The sequence below is a fragment of the Deinococcus depolymerans genome (assembly GCF_039522025.1).
Taxonomy (GTDB): Bacteria; Deinococcota; Deinococci; order Deinococcales; family Deinococcaceae; genus Deinococcus; species Deinococcus depolymerans.
In genome coordinates, this window is sequence record NZ_BAAADB010000004.1 from 236414 (window position 1) to 255282 (window position 18869).

Genomic DNA, 18869 nt, shown 5'->3' on the forward strand with positions numbered 1-18869 from the left:
TCCATTCCCTGCCGATTTCTTTCCGCCCCCGGAGGCCCCATGACCACACTCCTGAACGATCCCGTCACCCGCTCCAAGGCCTACTTCGACGGCGGGTGGCACGCAACGCCGAAGACCTTCGAGGTCATCCACCCCGGCACGCTGGAACCCATCGGTTCGGTGGCCGACTGCAGCGCCGACGACGCCCGGCGGGCCATCAACGCCGCCGAGGCCGCCCTGAAGGAGTGGCGGCGCGTCAACCCTTACCGGCGCGGCCAGATCCTGCGCCGGTGGCATGACCTGATGTTCGTCCACAAGGAAGAGCTCGCGCGGCTGATGACCCTGGAGATGGGCAAACCCATCACCGAGACGCGCGGCGAGGTGCATTACGCCGCCAGTTTCATCGAGTGGTGCGCCGAGGAAGCCAGCCGCATCGGCGGCGAGCGCGTGCCCAGCCGCTTCGATCACAAGCGCGGCTTCACCAGCAGTGAACCCGTCGGGATCGTGTACGCCGTGACCCCTTGGAACTTCCCGGCCGGCATGATCACCCGCAAGGCCGCGCCCGCCCTGGCCGCCGGCTGCGTCATGATCCTCAAACCGGCCGAGCAGAGCCCCATGACGGCGCTGTACCTCGCGGAACTGTGGCTGGAGGCCGGCGGCCCCGCCAACACCCTGCAGGTGCTGCCCACCAACGACGCCCCCGCGTTCAGCGCGCCGTTCATGGAAGACGAGCGCGTGCGCAAACTGACCTTCACCGGCAGCACCGCCGTCGGGCGGCTGCTGTACCAGCAGGCCGCGAAGACCGTCAAGCGCGTCAGCCTGGAACTCGGCGGACACGCCCCGTTCCTGATCTTCGCGGACGCGGACCTGACCAGAGCCGCGCGCGAGGTGGTCGGCAGCAAGTTCCGCAACGCCGGGCAGACCTGCATCAGCACCAACCGGGTGTACGTGCAGCGCGAGGTCGCCGGGGAATTCACGGCCATCCTCTCGAAACTCACCGGGGAGCTCGTGCTCGGCGATCCGCTGCAGGACGGCACGGGGGTCGGCCCGGTCGTCGAGCAGGCGGGGCTGGACAAGGTGCGGGCGCAGGTCGAGGACGCCCTGGCGCGCGGCGCGAGGGCCACCGTGGGCGGCACGCACAAGGAGGGCCTGTACTTCCACCCCACGGTCCTCACGGACGTCCACCCGGACTCCCTGATCCTGCGGGAGGAGACCTTCGGCCCGGTGGCGCCTGTCGTGGTGTTCGACACCGAGGAGGAGGCGCTCGCGCTGGCGAACAACTCCGAGTACGGCCTCGCCGCGTACGCGTACACCCGTGACCTGTCCCGCGCGTTCCGCGTGGCGGAAGCGCTCGAGTACGGCATCGTCGGCATCAACGACGGGGGGCCCAGCGCCGCCGCGCCGCAGATGCCCTTCGGCGGGATGAAGAACAGCGGCGTGGGCCGTGAAGGCGGTCACTGGGGCCTTGAGGAGTACCTGGAAACCAAGTACATCAGCATGGGGCTCTGATCCGGACGCCGGAGATTCCCTCCGTGGAGGGAGTTCCGGTCATCCGGCGTCCGTGTCACCCGTGCACCGTCAACGGCACCGGGTCACGCGCGCAGCGTCACTCCTGCGGCTGGCTCTGTTCGGCGCGGGCCGGGTACAGGACCGGCACGGTCAGCAGGGGCACAGCGATGGCCAGCACGGCGAAGAGGAGTTCCATGTCCACAGTGTGCCTGCCGGTATCGCGCGGCTGATGACAGGCACCTTGACGCCATCTGGAGCGGAACTTGAGCGGGGGTCAAGGTGCCCTTAGGGTCACCGAGAGTCGGTTCTCATACGGACTCCGATTGAATGACTTTGTAAGCCATTCAATCGGAGTCCGCATCAGCTGAAGTGGGTGTCGTGCCGCAGCCGCGGCTTCGTCTCGGGACGGGGATCGGCGTCCGGTATGGGCAGGAAGTCCCCGTGCGGGTCCCGTGGACCGCGCCAGCTCAGGTAGGCGCAGTACAGCCCTAAGCCTGTTCCCAGCAGGACCTGAACGGTGATTCCCCACAGCAGCAGTTGCGCGAACATGCTTCATGCTGAACGAACCACCCTGACAGTCTCCTAACAGACCGGCCGGTCACCTGCCCTGCCCGCGTCGTCCCGGGGCCGGATGCGCCTCCTACCGCCTCCCGCGAGGGGACCAGCGCTGTCCGGCGACACCTGATACCGACTCCGTTTGAATGGCTGACAAAGCCGTTCAATCCGAGCGAAGCGAGTGGGAGAAAACCGGGTTCCGGACGTGGCGTTGACAGATCGGTGGTGTTCCGATCTGTTAACGAAACAAACGGAATCCGTATGATACCGACTCCGATTGCATGGCTTACAAAGCCGTTCAATCCGAGCGGATGCGACTCGGAGAGCTGCTCCGCAGAGAAGGAGCTGGGCGGGTTCCGGACGTGGAGTTGACAGATCGGTGGTGTTCCGGGGCGTGAACGGAACAGACGGCAGTCCGTATCAGCGCTGCCCGATCAGAACCAGTCCGTGTGCATGTCGGTGGTGGTCCGGTCGGCGCTGGCGAGCAGGTCGGCGTGCGCCCGCACCTTCGGGAGTTCGTGCGTGGCGTAGAAACGCGCGGCGTGCCGTTTGCCCTGGTAGAACGGCTGGTCGCCGGGGCGCGCGCCGGGCAGGGCGCGGGCGGCGGCGGCGGCCTGACGCAGCCACATCCACCCGACGACGGTGTGGCCCAGCATTTCCAGGGCGCTGTTCGCGTTCGCCAGCAGCAGGTCCGGGCCGAGTTCGGCGGCGCGGGGCAGCAGGGCGCCCAGCGCGGCCGTGCACTGCGTGACGGCGGTACGCAGCGCGGCGCGGATCTCGTCGAGGCCGTCCAGGTCGTCGCTGGCGTTCAGGTCCGCCTGGATGCGTTCCAGCAGCACGTTCAGGCCGCGCCCGCCCGCCTGGGTGAGTTTGCGGCCCAGCAGGTCGTTGCCCTGGATGCCTTCCGTGCCCTCGTGGATGGGATTGAGGCGGTTGTCGCGGTAGTACATCTCGACCGGGAAGTCGCGGGTGTACCCGGCGCCGCCCATGACCTGAATGGCGTCGCTGAGGGCCTCCTGGCTGTACCGGCTGGGCCAGCTCTTCACGATGGGGGTCAGCAGGTCCAGCAGCAGGCCGGTGTCGGCGCGCTCTGCTTCGGGGCCGGTCTGGAGGTCGTCCACGAGGCGGCTGGCGTACAGGCCCAGCGCCAGGCCGCCCTCCACGAAGGCCTTCTGCCGCAGCAGCAGGCGCCGGACGTCGGCGTGCTCGATGATCGGGACGGGCGGCGCGTGCGGGTCCTTGTTGCTGGCGTGGCGGCCCTGGCGGCGGTCGCGGGCGTACTCCAGGCTGGCGAGGTACCCGGCGGTGCCGAGCATGACGGCGCCCATGCCCACGCCGATGCGGGCCTCGTTCATCATGTGGAACATCTGCGCCAGGCCGCGCCCCGGTTCGCCGACGAGCTCGCCGACCGTCTGCCCGCCCTCGCCGAAGTTCAGGAGGGTGTTGGTGGTGCCGCGGTAGCCCATCTTGTGGTTCAGGCCCGCCAGGACGACGTGGTTGCTCTCGCCGACGCTCCCGTCCGCCTGCACGCGGTAGCGCGGGACCAGGAACAGGCTGATGCCCTTCACGCCGGCCGGTCCGCCCGCGATGCGGGCCAGGACGAGATGCACGATGTTCTCGCTCAGTTCGTGCTCGCCGCCGGAGATCCACATCTTGGTGCCGCTGATGGCGTACGTGCCGTCAGCGAGGGGCGTGGCGGTGGTGGTGATGTCGGCCAGCCCGGAGCCGGCCTGCGGTTCGCTGAGGGCCATGGTGCCGAACCAGCGGCCTTCCAGCAGGGGCAGCATGTACCTGCGCTGCTGTTCGGGTGACGCGAAGATGCGTTGCAGGTTGGCGTTCCCGATGGTCAGGAAGGGGTAGCCGCTGCTGCCCACGTTCGCGGCCTGGAAGTGCGCCTGCACGGCCTGCATGACCACCCACGGCAGTTGCAGGCCGCCGAGGTCCTCGTCGTGGTGGGCGCTGAAGAACCCGGCCTCGCGGAAGGCGCGCATGGCGTCCCCGACGGCGGCCGGGAGTTGCACGCGGCCCCCCACGACGTGCGGTTCGTTCAGGTCGCCCTCGCGGGTGTGGTTGGCGAAGTACCGGTCGGCGACGGTGTACGCGACGTTCAGGATGTCCTCGTACACCTCGCGGCTGTGCTCCGCGAAGCGGGGGCGGGCGGTCAGGGCCTCGGTGTCGAGGGCCTCGAACAGCTGGAATTGCAGGTCGCGTCGGTTCAGGAAGGGGGCCATGCGGGTCACTCCTCGGGTGCAGGGAAGGGGGATGGGGTCGGGCGAACGGGCTCCGCCGGTCGTGGGCCGCCGGTGTCCCGCGCTGCCGTGAACCGCGATCTGTGAATACCCAGAGCCTACCGACCGTGAACGTGCACGTCAACTTTGAACGTGCGCGTCAAGTTGACCTAAGATGGGCGCACGGCCTCAACCCACCCCACCCCTTTCCCCTGGAGGAACCCCCATGCGCGCCCTGACCTGCACTGCCTTCGACCAGCCCGAAACCCTGACCGTCCTCGACACGCCCACCCCCGCCCCCGCGCCCGGTGAGGTGACCATCGAGGTGCACGCCGCCGGCGTGAACTACCCGGACGCGCTGATGGTCATGGGCCAGTACCAGGTGCGCCCGCCGCTGCCGTTCACGCCGGGCGCGGAGGCCGCCGGGATCATCACCGCTGTCGGCGAGGGCGTGCGCGGCCTGAGTGTGGGCCAGCGGGTCGCGGCGTTCACCGGGACCGGCGCGTTCGCCACGCACCTGAACGCCCCGGCCGCTGCCGTCATGCCCCTGCCGGACGGCATGGACCTCGGCGTGGCCGCCACGCTGCCCCTGGCGTACGGAACGGTCATGCACGCCCTGATCGACCGGGGGCAGGTCAGGGCCGGCGAGACGCTGCTGGTCCTGGGGGCCGCCGGGGGCGTGGGACTGGCCGCCATCATGATCGGCAAGGCACTCGGCGCGCGCGTGATCGCCGCCGCCAGCACCGATGAGAAACTCGAACTGGCCCGCCAGCACGGCGCGGACGAGGTCATCAACTACGAGCAGACCGACCTGAAGGACGCCCTGAAAGCACTGACCGGCAAGCAGGGCGTGGACGTCATCCTCGACCCCGTCGGTGACCGCTGGGCCGAGAGTGCCTTCCGCAGCGTCGCGTGGGGCGGGCGGTATCTCGTGATCGGCTTCGCGGGCGGCGAGATCCCGCGCCTGCCGCTGAACCTGCCGCTGCTGAAGGGCGCGTCGGTCGTGGGTGTGTTCTGGGGCGAGTTCGCGCGCCGCGACCCCGCCGGGAACGCCCGCAACCTCGCCCGGCTGGCCGGCTGGGTCATGGACGGCACGGTGCGGCCGCTGGTCAGCGAACGCTACGCCCTGGAGGACGGCCCGCGCGCCATGCGGGACCTGCTCGAGCGCCGCGTGACCGGTAAAGTGATCATCACGCCGTGACCGACCCGACCCCACCCCAGCCCGACCCGACCCCGACCTTCTACACGACCGCCGAACTGGCCCGCGAGGCCGGCGTCACCCGCCGCACCGTCATGCACTACGCGGAACTGAACCTCCTGACGCCCGATCAGGTGACCGCGTCCGGCCGGGCACTGTACGGCCCGTACTCGCTGCGGCTGCTGCGCGACCTGATCGACCTGCGCGCCCTGGGCATGACCCTGGAGGAAGCGCGGGACATGGTGATCCTGCGCCGCGCCACGCACGACATCCACGGCCACTACCGCCGCGACTGGACCCGCGCGGACATTCCCCTGGACGACACCCGCCTGAAAGCGCTGCACACCCGCCTGCGCGCCATCAACGCGGCCTTCGAGCGGCAGGCGAACAACATGGCCCGCTTCGACCGCTGGCTCACCAAACGCTTCACCGGGGGCGACCTGCCCGACGCGACCCCCGACCCGGACGGGTAATACGGACTCCGATTGAATGGGCTGCAAAGCCTGCTGGGTCCGAGCGAAGCGAGTGGGAGCTGGGCGGGTTCCGGACGTGGAGCCGGCAATCCGGTGAAGTTCCGGATTGTCGGCGCAACAAACGGAATCCGTATGAGGCGTGCCCCCGGCGGCCCCTGAACCTGGCCGTCAGTCGTCCCAGCCGGCCAGGATCTTGTCGAGCGTGATGGGGAAGTCGCGCACCCGGACGCCCGTGGCGTTGTACACGGCGTTCGCGACGGCCGCGCCGACGCCGCTGATCCCCAGTTCCCCGAGGCCCTTGGCGCGCAGGGGACTGGACGCGTCGTCGAGTTCGTCGAGGAAGATCACGTCCATGTCCGGGATGTCCGCGTGGACTGGCACGTGGTACTCGCCGAGGTCGTGGTTCACGAACAGGCCCAGGTCGTGGTCGACGTGCAGTTCCTCCATGAGCGCCGAGCCGATGCCCATGGTCATGCCGCCCAGGCACTGGCTGCGGGCCGTGATGGGGTTCAGGATGCGCCCGGCCCCGACGACGCTCAGGGCGCGGTTCACGCGGATCTCGGCGGTGTGGGCGTTCACGCGGACCTCCACGAAGTGCGCGCCGAAGCCCGCCTGTGCGAACTGCTCGTCGAGGTCGCCGTAGGTCATGCTGCCGTTGGCACTCACGCCCTCTCTGCCGGCGAGGGCGCTCAGTTCGGTGCATTCGGCGCCCTGCCAGACCTTGCCGTTCCGGAACACGGCGTTCGCGTGGGTGTACCCGGCCTTTGCCGCGAGGTCGCGGCGCAGGGCGTCGCACGCGGCGTACACGCCGGCGGACGCGCTGTTCGCGCCCCAGGAGCCGCCGGAGCCGCTGGACGCCGGGTACTCGCTGTCTCCGAGGCGCACCTGCACCTGTTCCAGGGTCAGGCCCAGCATCTCGGCGGCGACCTGCCCGAGGATGGTGTAGCTGCCGGTGCCGATGTCGGTCATCTGCGTCTCGACGGTCAGGGTGCCGCCGGGTTCCAGGCGGACGGTCGCGCCGGACGGTTTGACGAGGTTCGTGCGGAACGCGGAGGCCACGCCGTACCCGATCAGCCATTCGCCTTCCTGTCGTTCGCGGGGCGTGCGGGGGCGGCCGTCCCAGCCGAAGGCCCTGGCGCCGGTCCGCAGCGCCTGCGCGAGCTTGCGGGACGAGAAGGGCCGTTTCGGGCCTTTCTCCGGGTCGAACGGCACGTCGTTCATCAGGCGCAGTTCGACCGGGTCCAGGCCCAGTTTCTCGGCGAGTTCGTCCATCGCGCCCTCGAGGGCGAGCATCCCGACGGCCTCGCCGGGGGCGCGCATGGACGCGCCGGGCGGCAGGTCCAGTTCGGACTGGCGGGTGCGGATCTGGCGGTTCGGGCCGGCGTACAGGTACTTCGTCTGTTCGCAGGCGGGTTCGCTGTCCCCGCCGGGCAGGTTGCCGGTCCAGGTGTCGTGCCCGACCGCCGAGAGGTTCCCCGCGCGGTCCGCGCCGAGCCGGACGCGCTGGATGGTCGCGGCGCGGTGCGAGGTGTTGTTGAAGATCAGCGGGCGTTGCAGCGCCGTCTTGACCGGACGGCCCAGCACCCGCGCGGCGGCGGCCGACAGCACGGCGTCCGAGAAGAACAGCAGTTTCGTGCCGAAGCCGCCCCCCACGTACGCGCTGATCACGCGGACGTTCTTCTGCGGCACCTTCAGCGTCATGGCCAGCCCCCGCCTGACCCAGTGGACGACCTGATGCGCGGTGTGCACGGTCAGCCCCTCGCCTTCCCAGTGGGCGATCGTGGCGTGCGGTTCCATCGGTGCCTGCGACTGGTCCGGCGTGGTGTAGGTCAGGTCCACGGTGACGGCCGCCTCGTCAAACGCCCGGTCGAAGTGCCCGACCACGCTGTCGGCCGCGTCGTCCGGTTCCTCGCCGCTGTCCACCGTGTCCGCCAGCGTGAACTGGCCGGGCGTGACCTCGTACTCCACCTCGATCAGGCTGGCGGCCGCACGCGCCTGCTCGAAGGTCTCCGCAACCACGAACGCGACGGCCTGGTGGTAGTGCCGGACCTCGGGGCCGGCCAGTTGCGGCGAGGCGTCCTCCTGCTGCGGGACGGGCGTGTCCGACGCGCCCTGCGCGGGCATGTTCTCGTGCGTGAGGACCAGCAGCACGCCCGGCGCGGCCTCGGCGGCGGCCGTGTCGATGGACCTGATCTTCCCCCTGGCGATGCCCGCACCGAGCACGAAACCGTACGTGGGCGCCTCGGGCAACTGGTACTCGTAGGCGTACGGCGCCTGCCCCGTGACCTTCAGCGGCCCCTCGAGGCGGGTGTGCGGGCGCGTGACGACGCGCTCCTGATCGATGGGGTTGGGTGTGGCGGGCTGGTCGAACTTCATTTCTCCTCCCCGGAGGCCTGCGCCAGCACGGCGCTCAGGGTGCGGCGCAGCAGCGGGATCTTGAAGGCGTTCTGTTCGGTGGGGCGCGCGTCCGCGAAGGCCGCGTCGATCACGGCGCGGGCACGCGCGTCCGGTTCAGCGCCGGCGCGGGCCGTCTCGGCCTCCTCCACACGCCAGGGGCGGGGCGCGACGCCACCGAACGCGAAGCGGGAGTCCCGGCCGTTCAGGACCGCCGCGACCGACACGAGCGCAAAGGCGTACGACGCGCGGTCGCGGACCTTGCGGTACACGTGCGTGCCGCCGGGTGGGGGCGGCAGCGTGACGCCCGTGATCAGCTCACCGGCCTCCAGCGTGGTTTCCAGGTGGGGCGTGTCGCCCGGCAGGCGGTAGAAGTCGTCCAGCGCCAGGGTGCGCCCGGTGCCGTCGGCCTTCAGGGTGTTCACGGTCGCGTCGAGTACGCGCAGCGCGACCGCCATATCGGACGGGTGCTGCGCGATGCAGGCGTCGGACGTGCCGATCACGGCCAGCGGGCGGCTCAGGCCGGTCAGGGCCGCGCAGCCGCTGCCGGGCTCGCGCTTGTTGCAGGGCAGGTTGGTGTCGTAGAAGTACGGGCAGCGCGCCCGTTGCAGCAGGTTCCCGCCGGTCGTGGCCTTGTTGCGGATCTGACCGGACGCCCCGGCCACGATGGCGCGTGACAGCACGGCGTAGTCGGCCTTCACGCGCGGGTGGCTGGCGAGGTCGGTGTTCGTGACGAGCGCGCCCACGTGCAGGCCGCCGTCCGCCGTGTCCGTGACCGCGTTCAGTTCCAGCCGGTTGATGTCCACGAGGTGCGCGGGCCGCTCGATGTCCAGCTTCATCAGGTCGAGCAGGTTCGTGCCGCCCGCGATGAACTTCGCGCCTTCGGCCAGGGTCGCCCCGGCGGCGGCCTGGGGCGTGAGCGCCCGCTCGTACGTGAAGGCCCTCACTGCCCCTTCTCCGGCTGCGCAGTTCCGTTCTGGGCGGCGTGAACCTCGCTGACGGCCGCGATGATGTTCGGGTACGCGGCGCAGCGGCAGATGTTCCCACTCAGTCGCTCGCGCAGTTCCTCGGCGCTGAAGCTCACGTCGTCCAGGTCGGCGGTGACGTGACTGGGCACGCCGCGCGCGATCTCGTCGAGCGTTCCCACCGACGAGCACAGCTGTCCCGGCGTGCAGTACCCGCACTGGTAGCCGTCGTGCCGGATGAAGGCGTCCTGGAGCGGGTGCAGGGCGTCGGGCGTGCCCAGGCCCTCCACGGTCGTGACGGCCTGCCCGTCGTGCATGACGGCCAGCGTCAGGCAGCTCAGGAGGCGGGTGCCGTCGACCAGCACGGTGCAGGCGCCGCACTGTCCGTGGTCGCAGCCTTTCTTGGTGCCGGTCAGGTGCAGGTGCTCGCGCAGGGTGTCCAGCAGCGTCACGCGCGGGTCGAGGGTCAGGGTGCGCGGCACGCCGTTGACCCTCAGGGTCACGGGCAGCTGGGGAGTGCTGGGGGTCATCTGGATGGTCCTCCGGGAAATGGTGGGGAAGGGGGGGCGGGTAGCGTCCGTGGCCTGCGCTCCGCAGCATGCGCGGGCGGCCTGGGCCGCCATGACGGAGTTTCGTGAAATCCGGTTCATGGTCGGGCAGCGACTGGCGGCGTGGACGGTCCCCGTTTCATTTGCGGGTCCCGGCGGCGTTCAGGGTAGTTGGCTGGAACTAGACTTTGTTGGCGAATTCAATAGACCTCCTGCGAAAGTCCCCCGCTACCCTGCGTGAGTGAGCCACGACCGTCTGGAACGCCTCCGACAGCCCAACCGCACACGCTTCAAACGGCACACCGGGATCTACCCCGAAACCTTCGCCGAGATGGAACTCGTCCTGGACCAGCGAGAACGCTCCAAGAAAAAGTCCGGTCGACCCCCCGCCCTCGACGCGAGTGAACAGCTCCTCCTTACCCTCGAATTCTGGCGGGAATACCGCACCTTCGCTCACCTCGGCCACGACTGGAACATTCACGAAACCACCGTGCAGCGCACGGTGGAACGCGTCGAAACCGCCCTGATCGGGAGCGGAGAGTTCCGACTTCCTGGCCGCAAGAGCCTGAAACGGGAAGAGAACGTCTTCCAGATCATCGCCGTGGATGCCGCTGAAACCCCCTGTGAGCGGCCGACCAGCCAACAACGCCGCTGGTACAGCGGCAAGAAGAAACGACACACCCTGAAAACGCAGGTGGTGATCAACGTGTCCACCCGCATGATCCTGTGCGTCGCCACCGCCTTCGGGTCCATGCATGACCTCACCCTGTTCCGGCAGTCGGGCGTCCAGATCCATCCAGAGACGGCGCTGATCGGCGATGCCGGCTACCAGGGCATTCGGCAGCATCACGGTCACTCGGTCACACCACACAAAGTGACGAAGAAAGCGCCGCTGACCCCTGAACAGCGTCAACAGAACCGGGAACTGGCGTCGACCCGCCTGCGGGTCGAGCATGTCATTCGGTGTCTGAAGATTTTCCGCGTGCTGAAGGACATGTACCGTCACCGGAGGCGACGCTTCTCCTTACGCGTCAATCTCATTGCGGCGGTGTGCAACCGCACCGTTGCCAGCGTGGCGTGACTTTCGCAGGAGGTCTATTGCTGACCGGCTGGGACGCAATTTGATGATTTCTGCTCCAGGTTACAGCCGAGGCAGCAAGAGAGCGGCAGCGTGGATCGTCACAGATCCACGCTGCCGCTCCCGATATCCGTGACCAGCGGCCCTTCGTTCCACTTCACGCCCGCTGCAAGGAGAGCCCCGACACTCCGCAGATGAAGCCAGAAGGTGAGTGCCGGTCCAGTTTCACTGGGACGGGGGCGGCGCAGCTTCCTGATGTTCACGTGCGGCCTGACGGGCCAGCTGCCCGACGGTCAGGCCCTGCACGACGATGCTGAACACCACGACCACGTAGGTCATGACCAGAAACAGATCCCGCGCCGGGCCGGCCGGGACGGTGAAGGCGAGCGCCACACTGATCGCGCCGCGCAGGCCGCCCCACACCATCAGTCGGCGCGTCACCGGTGGAAACGCCGTGCGGCGTCGCAGCAGCAGGTACGGTCCCTGCACGCTCAGCACCCGGGCCAGCAGCACCAGCGGGATGGCCAGCAGGCCCGCCAGGAGCGCCTGCCCACTGAACGTCACGGCCACGATCTCCAGCGCCAGCAGCGCGAAGAGCGCGATGTTCAGCACCTCGTCGAGCAGATGCCAGACGCTCTCGAACTTCTCCCGGCTGGACAGGGCCGCCGGGCGCCGCTCGGTCAGGGAGCCGACCAGCAGGCCCGCCGCGACGGCCGCCAGTGGGGCAGACACATGCAGGTGCGCGGCGGCCGCAGTCGCGACCAGTACCAGCCCCAGGGTGATCAGCACCTCCGTCACGAAGTCATTCACGGCGCGCAGCGCCAGATACCCCAGGAGCCCCAGCAGGCCGCCCAGCAGGAGGCCGCCGGCAGCTTCCTGCAGGAAGAACAGCGTGACCCCGGACCAGCCGGCGGCGGCGTGTTCCCCCTGCCCGGTGGTGGCCAGGGCGGCCAGCACCGCGAACGCCACGACGCCCACGCCGTCATTGAAGAGACTCTCGCCGGCCACGAGCGTCTCGATGCGCTTGGGCACCTGCGCCTGCTTGAGCATGCCCAGCACCGCGACCGGGTCGGTGGGGCTGATCAGCGCGCCGAACAGCAGGCACAGCACCAGCGGCACGGAGAGCCCCAGCGCGCCCAGCAGCGCGAACGTTCCCAGCCCGACCAGTGCGATGGACAGCGCCGTACTGAGCAGCGCGAACGCCAGCACCGGCCCCCGAAGCGCCCACAGGGCGTGCGAGTTCACGCCGAGGGCACCCGCGAACAGCAGGAACGACAGCACGCCCTGGAAGACGAACTCGTCGAACTGCACGCTGCGCACGGCGTCCACGGTGGCCAGGGCCGCCGGGACGCCCGCGCGGGCCAGCAGGAGCAGCAGCAGACTCACCAGCAGGCCCCCCACCGTCACGCCGATACTGGCGGGCAGTTTCAGGAACCGGGCGTTCAGGAACGCCAGGGTGGCCGTCATGGCCACCAGCACCGCACTCAGGTCCAGCAGATTCACATGACCCCCAGCCGGTTCGCGCCGTAGAACAACCCGATCGCCAGCAGCACCGTGATCACCGTGATCGGCGTCGCGTACCGCATGAAGCCCCCGAAGCTGATCGGGTGACCCTCACGCGCCGCGATGTCCGCCACGACGATGTTCGCCGACGCGCCGATCAGGGTGAGATTCCCGCCCAGACACGCCCCGAGACTCAGGGCCCACCACAGCGGATCGATCCGGGCGCCCAGCGTGCCTTCCAGCTCGCGCAGGACGCTGGCCATGCTGATCGTGAACGGGATGTTGTCCACGAACCCGCTGATCAGCGCGCTGCCCAGCCCGATCAGCAGGATGCCGGTGCCGACGTCCCCACCCATCGCGGTCGTCAGGGCCGACGCCACCTGCTCGAAGACGCCGGTGTGTTCCAGGGCCCCGACCACCACGAACAGCCCCATGAAGAACAGCAGGGTGGCCCATTCCACCTGTTCGAACAGGGCCACCGGGTCCAGATCCGCGATCAGCAGCAGGAACGTGCTGGTCGTCAGGGCGATCAGGCCGGCCTCCAGGCCCAGCGGGTGGCCCACCATGAACAGCAGCAGGGTCACCGCGAAGACGGCCAGGGCCTGCGTCATCAGCCGGCGGTTCACGACCGGGGTCGGCGCGTCCTGAAGAGCGGCCTGTAAGCGGTCGGCCGCCGCGAAGCCCTTCAGGTCACCACGCCGGGTCATCAGCACCTGCATCAGGGCGATCCCGGCGACGCACGCGACCACCGCGAACGGCGCGACGTTCACCAGGAAGTCCCCGAAGCCCTTGCCGGCCACCGAGCCAATGATGATGTTGGGTGGATCACCGACCAGCGTGGCGGTGCCGCCGGTATTGCTGGCCAGAATGATGGCGATCAGGAACGGGACGGGTCTGAGGCCCAGGCGCGTGACGACGGTCACCACCAGGGGCGCCATGAACAGCACGGTGGTCACGTTGTCCAGGAACGCGCTGAACAGGGCGGTCAGGCCACTGAAGATCCACAGGACGCGGACCGGCTCGCCGCGCGTGAGCAGCAGCGCCCGGCGCGAGACGAGGTCGAAGAAGCCGCTGCGGCTGAGCACGTTGACGATGTTCATCATGCCGAACAGCAGGAAGAGGGTGTTGAAGTCGATGGCGCCCCACGCCTGATTCGGGGCGAGCAGGCCCAGCAGCATGACCGCGCAGGCGCCCAGCAGGGCCGCCACGGTCCGGTGAACGTATTTCTCCGCGAGGATCAGGGCGTACGTCGCGATGAACAGGCCGGTGGCCAGCGGCGCCTGCCACGCGGCGGGCAGGTTGAAGAGGGTGCTCTCGTGCATCAGTGCCCCCGCACGAGCAGGCCCAGCACGGTGGCGATCCCACCGGCGAGGGCGAGCAGCCCGAACAGCATCAGGAGCATGTGACCGAGGGCGCGGCCAGTCGGTTCGGTGTCGTTCGGGTCTGAGGGTGAGTCCGTGCGTTTCATACTGTGCCTCCAGGGTGGGCGCGGCAACACGAAGGGGAGACTGCGCGCAGTCTCCCCCAATTCGGTGTATCGCCACCGGCACCCACATCCAATGTGACTTCTTCAAATCCAGTGTACTGCCCCAGCACCTGGGAGGTGACGCGTTGGTGGACAGGCACATGGCCGTGTCGGCTCCAGAGTGACGCTGGCTCCCGCCTCCGGCGAACGAGAGAGGCCCCCTGCTCTCACGGTCTCCCCTGGCCGGTCGGAGAGCAGGTTCCCAGGTTCAGGTGCTCAGCAGTGGCGCGGGCGTGCCCTCCGCATGGCTCCGGCTGGTCTCCAGCATGGCCTGGTAGCGCGCCTCCAGTTCACGCAGATCACCGGCGTTTTTCGTGTCTCGCCGCGCATCTTCGTGGGTCAACTCCGCGTGACGCTGCAATTCACGCTGCCGCTGCGGATCCGTCTCCTCCTGCGCCACGATGCGCAGCACGTCCAGCAGCCGCAGCGTCACGGCCGGACTGCCGCTGCCGTACTGGCGGATCATGTGGAACATGCTGTCCAGCAGGCCCCCATATGTGGTCACCGGGTAGACCAGCCTCAGGTGATGATCGCGGTACTCCACGCCGGGCGGCCAGGTACGGCCCTGAAGGCGGCACAGCGCGTCCCCGAACCGGTCGATCACGTCGACGGCCGTCACGGGATCGTTCGTGCCGGGACTCAGGGCCCGCGCGGCCACCTCGGCCAGCTGCCGGACCGTGAACTCCAGATCCTGCCCCGCGACCCGCCTCGGGCCCAGCGTCAACGCCGGCAACACGCGGTCCGGTAGACGCGGGACGCCCACCGCGACCGGCGTATTCGGGAACACGTAGTCGCCGGGCCGGACAAACACACGCAGCGCCACGCCGTCCCGCTGCGCGGCGGCAATCAGGGCGTCCGTGTCGAGCAGTTGCAGGTACCCGCTGTCCGGTGACCGCAGCACCTCCCCACCCGCCCAGAATGCCTCGGGCGGTGCGGGGGCCGCCGCTTCGTCGTTCCTCTCGCTCGTGGCCCGCTCCAGGGCCCGCCGCAGGTCGTCACGCAGCAGGTTCACCACGGCCGTCATGTTGATGCCGCGGGTCACGTGCGACAGGAAGTACACCAGCGCCGCCACGCACGCCAGCGCGAGCAGCATGCCCGCCGTGACGTTGTAGTGCGGCACGAACGGGTTGTCCTCACCGCCCTGCACGCTGCGCAGACTGAACAGCGTGAACGCGAACGTCGCGATGAACGTTCCCAGCACCGCCTGATTCCCGCGGTCCCGCGTGAAGTTGTCCAGCAGCCGCGGTCCCATGCTGCCCGCCGCGTACGACAGGGCCGCGATCGTGATGGAGAAGACCGTCCCAGCCACGCCGATGGCGCTGCTCGCCACGGCGGACAGCAGGCTGCGTGCCCCGCTCTCCCCACCCGAGTACACCCAGGTCAGGCCATCCGGAATCTCGTACCGCTCCTCCAGTTCGATGCCGGCCCAGGCGAGCAGCAGCGCCAGGGCCGTCATGACCGCCGGGAGGAACCAGAACTGCCCCGTCCACTCCCGGAGTCGCAGCAGGTAACCCTTCATGGCATCTCCGGCGCCTGGCGCAGCGCGGCGCGGGGCCTGGGGTTGGATTCCCGCGCGGGCCAGCCTTCCCGTTGCCGGGCACGGTCGCCGTCCGTCTCCTCCGTCTGATCGTGGAACAGCACCTGCTGCGTCGGGAGGGGAAGGTCGATCCCGGCTTCAATCAGGGCGGGCTTCAGGGCCTCCAGGACCCGGTCCTGAGACTCCACCACCTCACGCCGGACGGGCGGGTCAATCCAGTAGCGGACTTCCAGATTCACGCTGAAATCAGCCAGCTCCCGCACCAGCACCGTGGGCGCGGGGTCCGGGCGGATGTCCTCAACACCGCTGAGGGTCTCCAGAATGACTCGCTTGGCGTGCGCGATGTCGTCTCCGTAGCCGATGCCGACCGTGACGGCCAGCCGCCGCCGGTCGTACGCGGTGTTCACGATCACCCGGTTCGTGTACAGCTCACTGTTCGGGATGACCACCCGGCGGTTGTCGTATGTGCGCAGCAGGGTCGCGCGCACCTGAATGTCCTCGACGGTGCCCTCGTGCTCCCCACTGACGATCTGATCCCCGATCCGGAAGGGCCGCGTGATCAGGATGAGCAGCCCCGCGAGGAGGTTCTGGAAGATGTCCTTGAAGGCGAAGCCGATGGCGACGCCACTCACGCCCAGCGCCCCGAAGAGTGACGCGGCGGTCAGGGTCGGGAAGATGACCGTCAGGCCTACCAGGAGTCCCAGGGTCAGGATGACCCACCCAGTCAACCGCCCGAACACCAGCGCAATGCCAGCGGACTGACCAGCACGTTCTGCGAGGGCCTGCACGGTGCGGCGCGACACGCCCGAGACGAACCAGAACAACAGGAACAACAGCACACCCAGTGCCATGTTGGGAAGGCTGTTCAGCAGACCCTGCACAAGTGCCTGAAAACGGGTCAGGATCGGTTCGAGTTGCCAGTTCATTGGGCGCACAGTACGGCGCCTACCGGCCCGGGGCATGTGACGGCACTGACGGATTTCTCCATGCTTGGTCGGCTTATACGGACTCCGGTTAAGAGGTTTGCAAAAGCTTTCAACCCGAGCGGACTCGTAGAACTGCGCCGCAGAGCAAGCAGGAGAGAAACGCCCCTCCGGGCCTGGAGTTGGCAACCCGGAAGAACGCCGGGTTGCCAACGAAACAGACGGTAGTCCGTATGACCCGGCCGCCCGCTCTACTTGAGGGTCGCGGCGGCGAACGCCACGCTGAACTGATCGCACCACAGGACCACGCTTCCGGCCTGTTCGGGCGTGAAGGTGGCGGGCAGCAGGAACGTGCGGGTGCCGGTGGTGGCGATCTCGCCGAGGTCGGTGTACTTCTCCTTGCGGAGTTCCGGGGTGTCCTTGACGGTCTTCGCGGCTAGCAGCCACACTTTCAGGTCCGGGGCGGGTTCGGTCTTCAGGTTGTGGATGGTCAGGGTCCAGCGGCCCTGCGCGTTGCGGGCGAGGGTGACCGTGCCGGTGGTAGGGGCGTGCAGAGCGCGGAAACTGCCGGTGAGGGTGGTTTTCATGGCGCCCGCCTGCATGGCGCTTCCCTTCGTGGGGGTGCCGGACATGGCGCCGCCGGTCATGGTGTGGCCGGGCTGCGCGGCAGTCTGCCCCAGCACCGGAGAGGCGCTCAGCGTAATGCCCAGCAGCGCCAGAGACAGCAGCGCGGCCCGGTGAACCGGAGTGGGCCACGCAGCGGGCCGGAGAAGGGTCTGAACAGCGGTGGTCTGGGCGGTGGGGGTCTGAGCGGTACGGATCTGGGGACGGGTCATGACGGACTCCTCTGAAGCTGATGGTGAGAACTGGGGCGGAGGGTGTGGCGGCGAGGTGGAAGGTGCGGCGGGGCGCCGGAGTGGATCAGGGGGCCAGGGTGAGGTTCACGGTCACGCGGGTGCTGGTGTCACCTCCCTTGACGTTCACGCCGTGCGCCTGCGGGTTCACGGTGAAGGTCGCCTGCACGTTCAGGCTGTTCCCGCGCCGGGTGAGCGTGACGGGCGCCTTGAGAGGACGGGGCACGCCGCGCAGCGTGAACGTGCCGGTCACGTCGCCCTGAACGGCCTGTCCGTCCGGGAGGCGTTCCGGGCCGCTGAAGTTCTCCAGGGTGAACGACGCGTTCGGGAAGTTCCGGGCGTCCAGCGCCTCGCGGGCGTGCTCGTCACGCAGGGCGATCCCGGTCTTCAGGGCTGCGAGGTTCACGGTCACGGTGGTCCGCGTGCGGCGCAGGGCCGCAAAGTCGAGGGTGGTATCGCTGCTCTGCACGGCGTTCACGGTGCCGTTCACGGGAATCAGGGTGACGCGGTAAGCGAAGCCCACAGAGCCGTCCCGGACGCGGACCGTCGCAGCCTGCGCGGCGGCCGTGACGACCAGCGCGGCGGCCAGGATGACAGGCAGGGTGACGGGCAGCGGAACCCGGTAGCGGTGTGGCGGCGGGATGGAGCGGGTCGGAGCGGGCGTTTCAGGGTGCAGAGAACGGCGTGGGCGTCGCGGCATGGCGGGCCTCCTGGGGGGTCGTGAGTTGCGGCGTGAGAACGTGCTGCCGAGTGAAGTGATGGGATTCGGACCTGAGTTCCTGTGGTCTTGCCTTCTATACGGGCAGAGCGGCGGTCAGGTTCAACGGACCTCATACGGACTCGGGTTGAACGGTTTACACAAACTATCGGTAGTCCGTTGACTCTGGACGGGATTAGCGTTCAGCACACGTTTCGCTAGAGCCGTCAATATCAGCTTCCACTTCGTGTAGGACGCAATAATCGGAGGAGTCGATGGACTATCAATAAGCTCCGACCATGTTTGATCTCCTGCACCTGATCCAGAGTGTCTCCTATGCCGGCATCTTCGGCATGGTCTTCGCCGAGTCCGGCCTCCTGGCCGGCTTCTTCCTGCCCGGGGACAGCCTGCTGATCACGGCGGGCCTGCTCGCCAAACAGGGCACGCTCAACTTGCCGGGCCTGATGCTCGTGGTAGCGGCCGGGGTGATCCTCGGGGACGGCGTCGGATACGCCATCGGCCGGAAGTTCGGGCCGGCGGTGTTCAACCGCGAAGGGAGCCGACTGCTGCGGCCCAAGTATGCCCAGCGCACCCAGGCGTTCTTTGACCGGCACGGCAGCCGCGCGCTGATCCTGGCGCGTTTCGTGCCAGTGGTGCGCACCGCGGCCCCGACCATGGCCGGGGTGGGCGGCATGTCATACCCGAAGTTCCTGACGTACAACCAAGAGTTTCCACGTCCCCTGGAGACGTGTCCCACACGACGTCATGAGGGTGCAGAGAAAGAGAAATATCGGTCAACACGTCATTTTTCTTCGTTGCGTCATAGAGGGGATTTTTGGCCGTGACCTGCTCTTCTCTTCCGGTAGTTGGCTGGAACTAGACTCTGTTGGCGAATTCCCGGGT

The 18869-nt window shown here is 68.6% G+C and carries 17 protein-coding genes; 5 read left to right on the forward strand and 12 right to left on the reverse strand.

All coding sequences use genetic code 11. The features are described 5' to 3' along the window. Positions 1-39 precede the first annotated feature (39 nt). Positions 40-1488 carry an NAD-dependent succinate-semialdehyde dehydrogenase gene (locus ABDZ66_RS03775; RefSeq protein WP_343756227.1) on the forward strand — a complete coding sequence of 483 codons (1449 nt, stop codon included), beginning with the start codon at positions 40-42 and terminating at the stop codon, positions 1486-1488. A gap of 360 nt (positions 1489-1848) precedes the next feature. On the opposite strand, the gene ABDZ66_RS03780 is transcribed toward ABDZ66_RS03775, so the two are convergent. Then, positions 1849-2037 (reverse strand): hypothetical protein, encoded by a 189-nt coding sequence (locus ABDZ66_RS03780; RefSeq protein WP_343756229.1) that lies wholly within the window; start codon positions 2035-2037, stop codon positions 1849-1851. Between the two features lie 440 nt (positions 2038-2477). Beyond that, positions 2478-4274, reverse strand: coding sequence for an acyl-CoA dehydrogenase (locus ABDZ66_RS03785; protein WP_343756231.1), 1797 nt, complete (start codon positions 4272-4274; stop codon positions 2478-2480). Between the two features lie 223 nt (positions 4275-4497). Here ABDZ66_RS03785 and ABDZ66_RS03790 point away from each other — a divergent pair, with 223 nt between their 5' ends. Together ABDZ66_RS03790 and ABDZ66_RS03795 are read left to right on the forward strand one after the other, a co-directional pair. Then, entirely contained in the window at positions 4498-5472 is a 975-nt protein-coding gene (locus ABDZ66_RS03790) for an NADPH:quinone oxidoreductase family protein (protein ID WP_343756233.1), read from the forward strand. Next, complete coding sequence (locus tag ABDZ66_RS03795) at positions 5469-5942, forward strand: MerR family transcriptional regulator (protein WP_343756235.1); 474 nt, start codon at positions 5469-5471, stop codon at positions 5940-5942. The genes ABDZ66_RS03790 and ABDZ66_RS03795 overlap by 4 nt, the downstream gene beginning before the upstream one ends. 168 nt (positions 5943-6110) lie before the next feature. Here the strand turns inward: ABDZ66_RS03795 and ABDZ66_RS03800 are convergent, their stop codons facing one another. From ABDZ66_RS03800 to ABDZ66_RS03810, 3 genes are read right to left on the reverse strand one after another with little or no spacing between them, the layout of a single operon-like run. Continuing rightward, the gene (locus ABDZ66_RS03800; RefSeq protein ID WP_343756237.1) at positions 6111-8318 is read right to left on the reverse strand and encodes a molybdopterin cofactor-binding domain-containing protein; all 2208 of its coding nucleotides are present in this window, start codon (positions 8316-8318) and stop codon (positions 6111-6113) included. Beyond that, the gene (locus tag ABDZ66_RS03805) at positions 8315-9283 is read right to left on the reverse strand and encodes an FAD binding domain-containing protein (RefSeq protein ID WP_343756239.1); all 969 of its coding nucleotides are present in this window, start codon (positions 9281-9283) and stop codon (positions 8315-8317) included. The genes ABDZ66_RS03800 and ABDZ66_RS03805 overlap by 4 nt, the downstream gene beginning before the upstream one ends. After that, a complete protein-coding gene (locus ABDZ66_RS03810) occupies positions 9280-9831 on the reverse strand; it encodes a 2Fe-2S iron-sulfur cluster-binding protein (RefSeq protein ID WP_343756241.1) in 552 nt (183 codons plus the stop codon). The genes ABDZ66_RS03805 and ABDZ66_RS03810 overlap by 4 nt, the downstream gene beginning before the upstream one ends. 259 nt (positions 9832-10090) lie before the next feature. Here ABDZ66_RS03810 and ABDZ66_RS03815 point away from each other — a divergent pair, with 259 nt between their 5' ends. Next, positions 10091-10930: an IS5 family transposase gene (locus ABDZ66_RS03815; RefSeq protein WP_343756244.1), complete on the forward strand. Its 840-nt coding sequence runs from the start codon at positions 10091-10093 to the stop codon at positions 10928-10930. 222 nt (positions 10931-11152) lie between these two features. Here the strand turns inward: ABDZ66_RS03815 and ABDZ66_RS03820 are convergent, their stop codons facing one another. The 7 genes from ABDZ66_RS03820 to ABDZ66_RS03850 form a co-directional block, all read right to left on the reverse strand. Continuing rightward, positions 11153-12430, reverse strand: coding sequence for a cation:proton antiporter (locus ABDZ66_RS03820; protein ID WP_343756246.1), 1278 nt, complete (start codon positions 12428-12430; stop codon positions 11153-11155). Beyond that, a complete protein-coding gene (locus ABDZ66_RS03825; RefSeq protein WP_343756248.1) occupies positions 12427-13752 on the reverse strand; it encodes an ArsB/NhaD family transporter in 1326 nt (441 codons plus the stop codon). Before ABDZ66_RS03825 ends, ABDZ66_RS03820 begins: the two co-directional genes overlap by 4 nt. Further along, a complete protein-coding gene (locus ABDZ66_RS03830; RefSeq protein WP_343756250.1) occupies positions 13752-13898 on the reverse strand; it encodes a hypothetical protein in 147 nt (48 codons plus the stop codon). Before ABDZ66_RS03830 ends, ABDZ66_RS03825 begins: the two co-directional genes overlap by 1 nt. 265 nt (positions 13899-14163) lie before the next feature. Beyond that, a complete protein-coding gene (locus ABDZ66_RS03835; RefSeq protein ID WP_343756252.1) occupies positions 14164-15474 on the reverse strand; it encodes a DUF2254 domain-containing protein in 1311 nt (436 codons plus the stop codon). Continuing rightward, positions 15471-16418 carry a mechanosensitive ion channel family protein gene (locus ABDZ66_RS03840; RefSeq protein ID WP_343756254.1) on the reverse strand — a complete coding sequence of 316 codons (948 nt, stop codon included), beginning with the start codon at positions 16416-16418 and terminating at the stop codon, positions 15471-15473. The genes ABDZ66_RS03835 and ABDZ66_RS03840 overlap by 4 nt, the downstream gene beginning before the upstream one ends. A gap of 248 nt (positions 16419-16666) precedes the next feature. Beyond that, positions 16667-17251, reverse strand: a complete 585-nt coding sequence (locus ABDZ66_RS03845; RefSeq protein ID WP_343756256.1) for a DM13 domain-containing protein — start codon at positions 17249-17251, stop codon at positions 16667-16669. Between the two features lie 85 nt (positions 17252-17336). After that, positions 17337-17969 (reverse strand): YceI family protein, encoded by a 633-nt coding sequence (locus ABDZ66_RS03850; RefSeq protein ID WP_343756258.1) that lies wholly within the window; start codon positions 17967-17969, stop codon positions 17337-17339. A 296-nt stretch (positions 17970-18265) separates the two neighbouring features. On the opposite strand from ABDZ66_RS03850, the gene ABDZ66_RS03855 reads away from it, so the two are divergent. After that, complete coding sequence (locus ABDZ66_RS03855; RefSeq protein WP_343756260.1) at positions 18266-18811, forward strand: DedA family protein; 546 nt, start codon at positions 18266-18268, stop codon at positions 18809-18811. Positions 18812-18869 lie beyond the last annotated feature (58 nt).

Coding starts and splice junctions, on each gene's coding strand:
- ABDZ66_RS03775 (WP_343756227.1), top strand. CDS start 40: ATGACCACACTCCTGAACGATCCCGTCACCCGCTCCAAGGCCTACTTC.
- ABDZ66_RS03780 (WP_343756229.1), bottom strand. CDS start 2,037: ATGTTCGCGCAACTGCTGCTGTGGGGAATCACCGTTCAGGTCCTGCTG.
- ABDZ66_RS03785 (WP_343756231.1), bottom strand. CDS start 4,274: ATGGCCCCCTTCCTGAACCGACGCGACCTGCAATTCCAGCTGTTCGAG.
- ABDZ66_RS03790 (WP_343756233.1), top strand. CDS start 4,498: ATGCGCGCCCTGACCTGCACTGCCTTCGACCAGCCCGAAACCCTGACC.
- ABDZ66_RS03800 (WP_343756237.1), bottom strand. CDS start 8,318: ATGAAGTTCGACCAGCCCGCCACACCCAACCCCATCGATCAGGAGCGC.
- ABDZ66_RS03810 (WP_343756241.1), bottom strand. CDS start 9,831: ATGACCCCCAGCACTCCCCAGCTGCCCGTGACCCTGAGGGTCAACGGC.
- ABDZ66_RS03825 (WP_343756248.1), bottom strand. CDS start 13,752: ATGCACGAGAGCACCCTCTTCAACCTGCCCGCCGCGTGGCAGGCGCCG.
- ABDZ66_RS03830 (WP_343756250.1), bottom strand. CDS start 13,898: ATGAAACGCACGGACTCACCCTCAGACCCGAACGACACCGAACCGACT.
- ABDZ66_RS03835 (WP_343756252.1), bottom strand. CDS start 15,474: ATGAAGGGTTACCTGCTGCGACTCCGGGAGTGGACGGGGCAGTTCTGG.
- ABDZ66_RS03840 (WP_343756254.1), bottom strand. CDS start 16,418: ATGAACTGGCAACTCGAACCGATCCTGACCCGTTTTCAGGCACTTGTG.
- ABDZ66_RS03845 (WP_343756256.1), bottom strand. CDS start 17,251: ATGACCCGTCCCCAGATCCGTACCGCTCAGACCCCCACCGCCCAGACC.
- ABDZ66_RS03850 (WP_343756258.1), bottom strand. CDS start 17,969: ATGCCGCGACGCCCACGCCGTTCTCTGCACCCTGAAACGCCCGCTCCG.
- ABDZ66_RS03855 (WP_343756260.1), top strand. CDS start 18,266: ATGTTTGATCTCCTGCACCTGATCCAGAGTGTCTCCTATGCCGGCATC.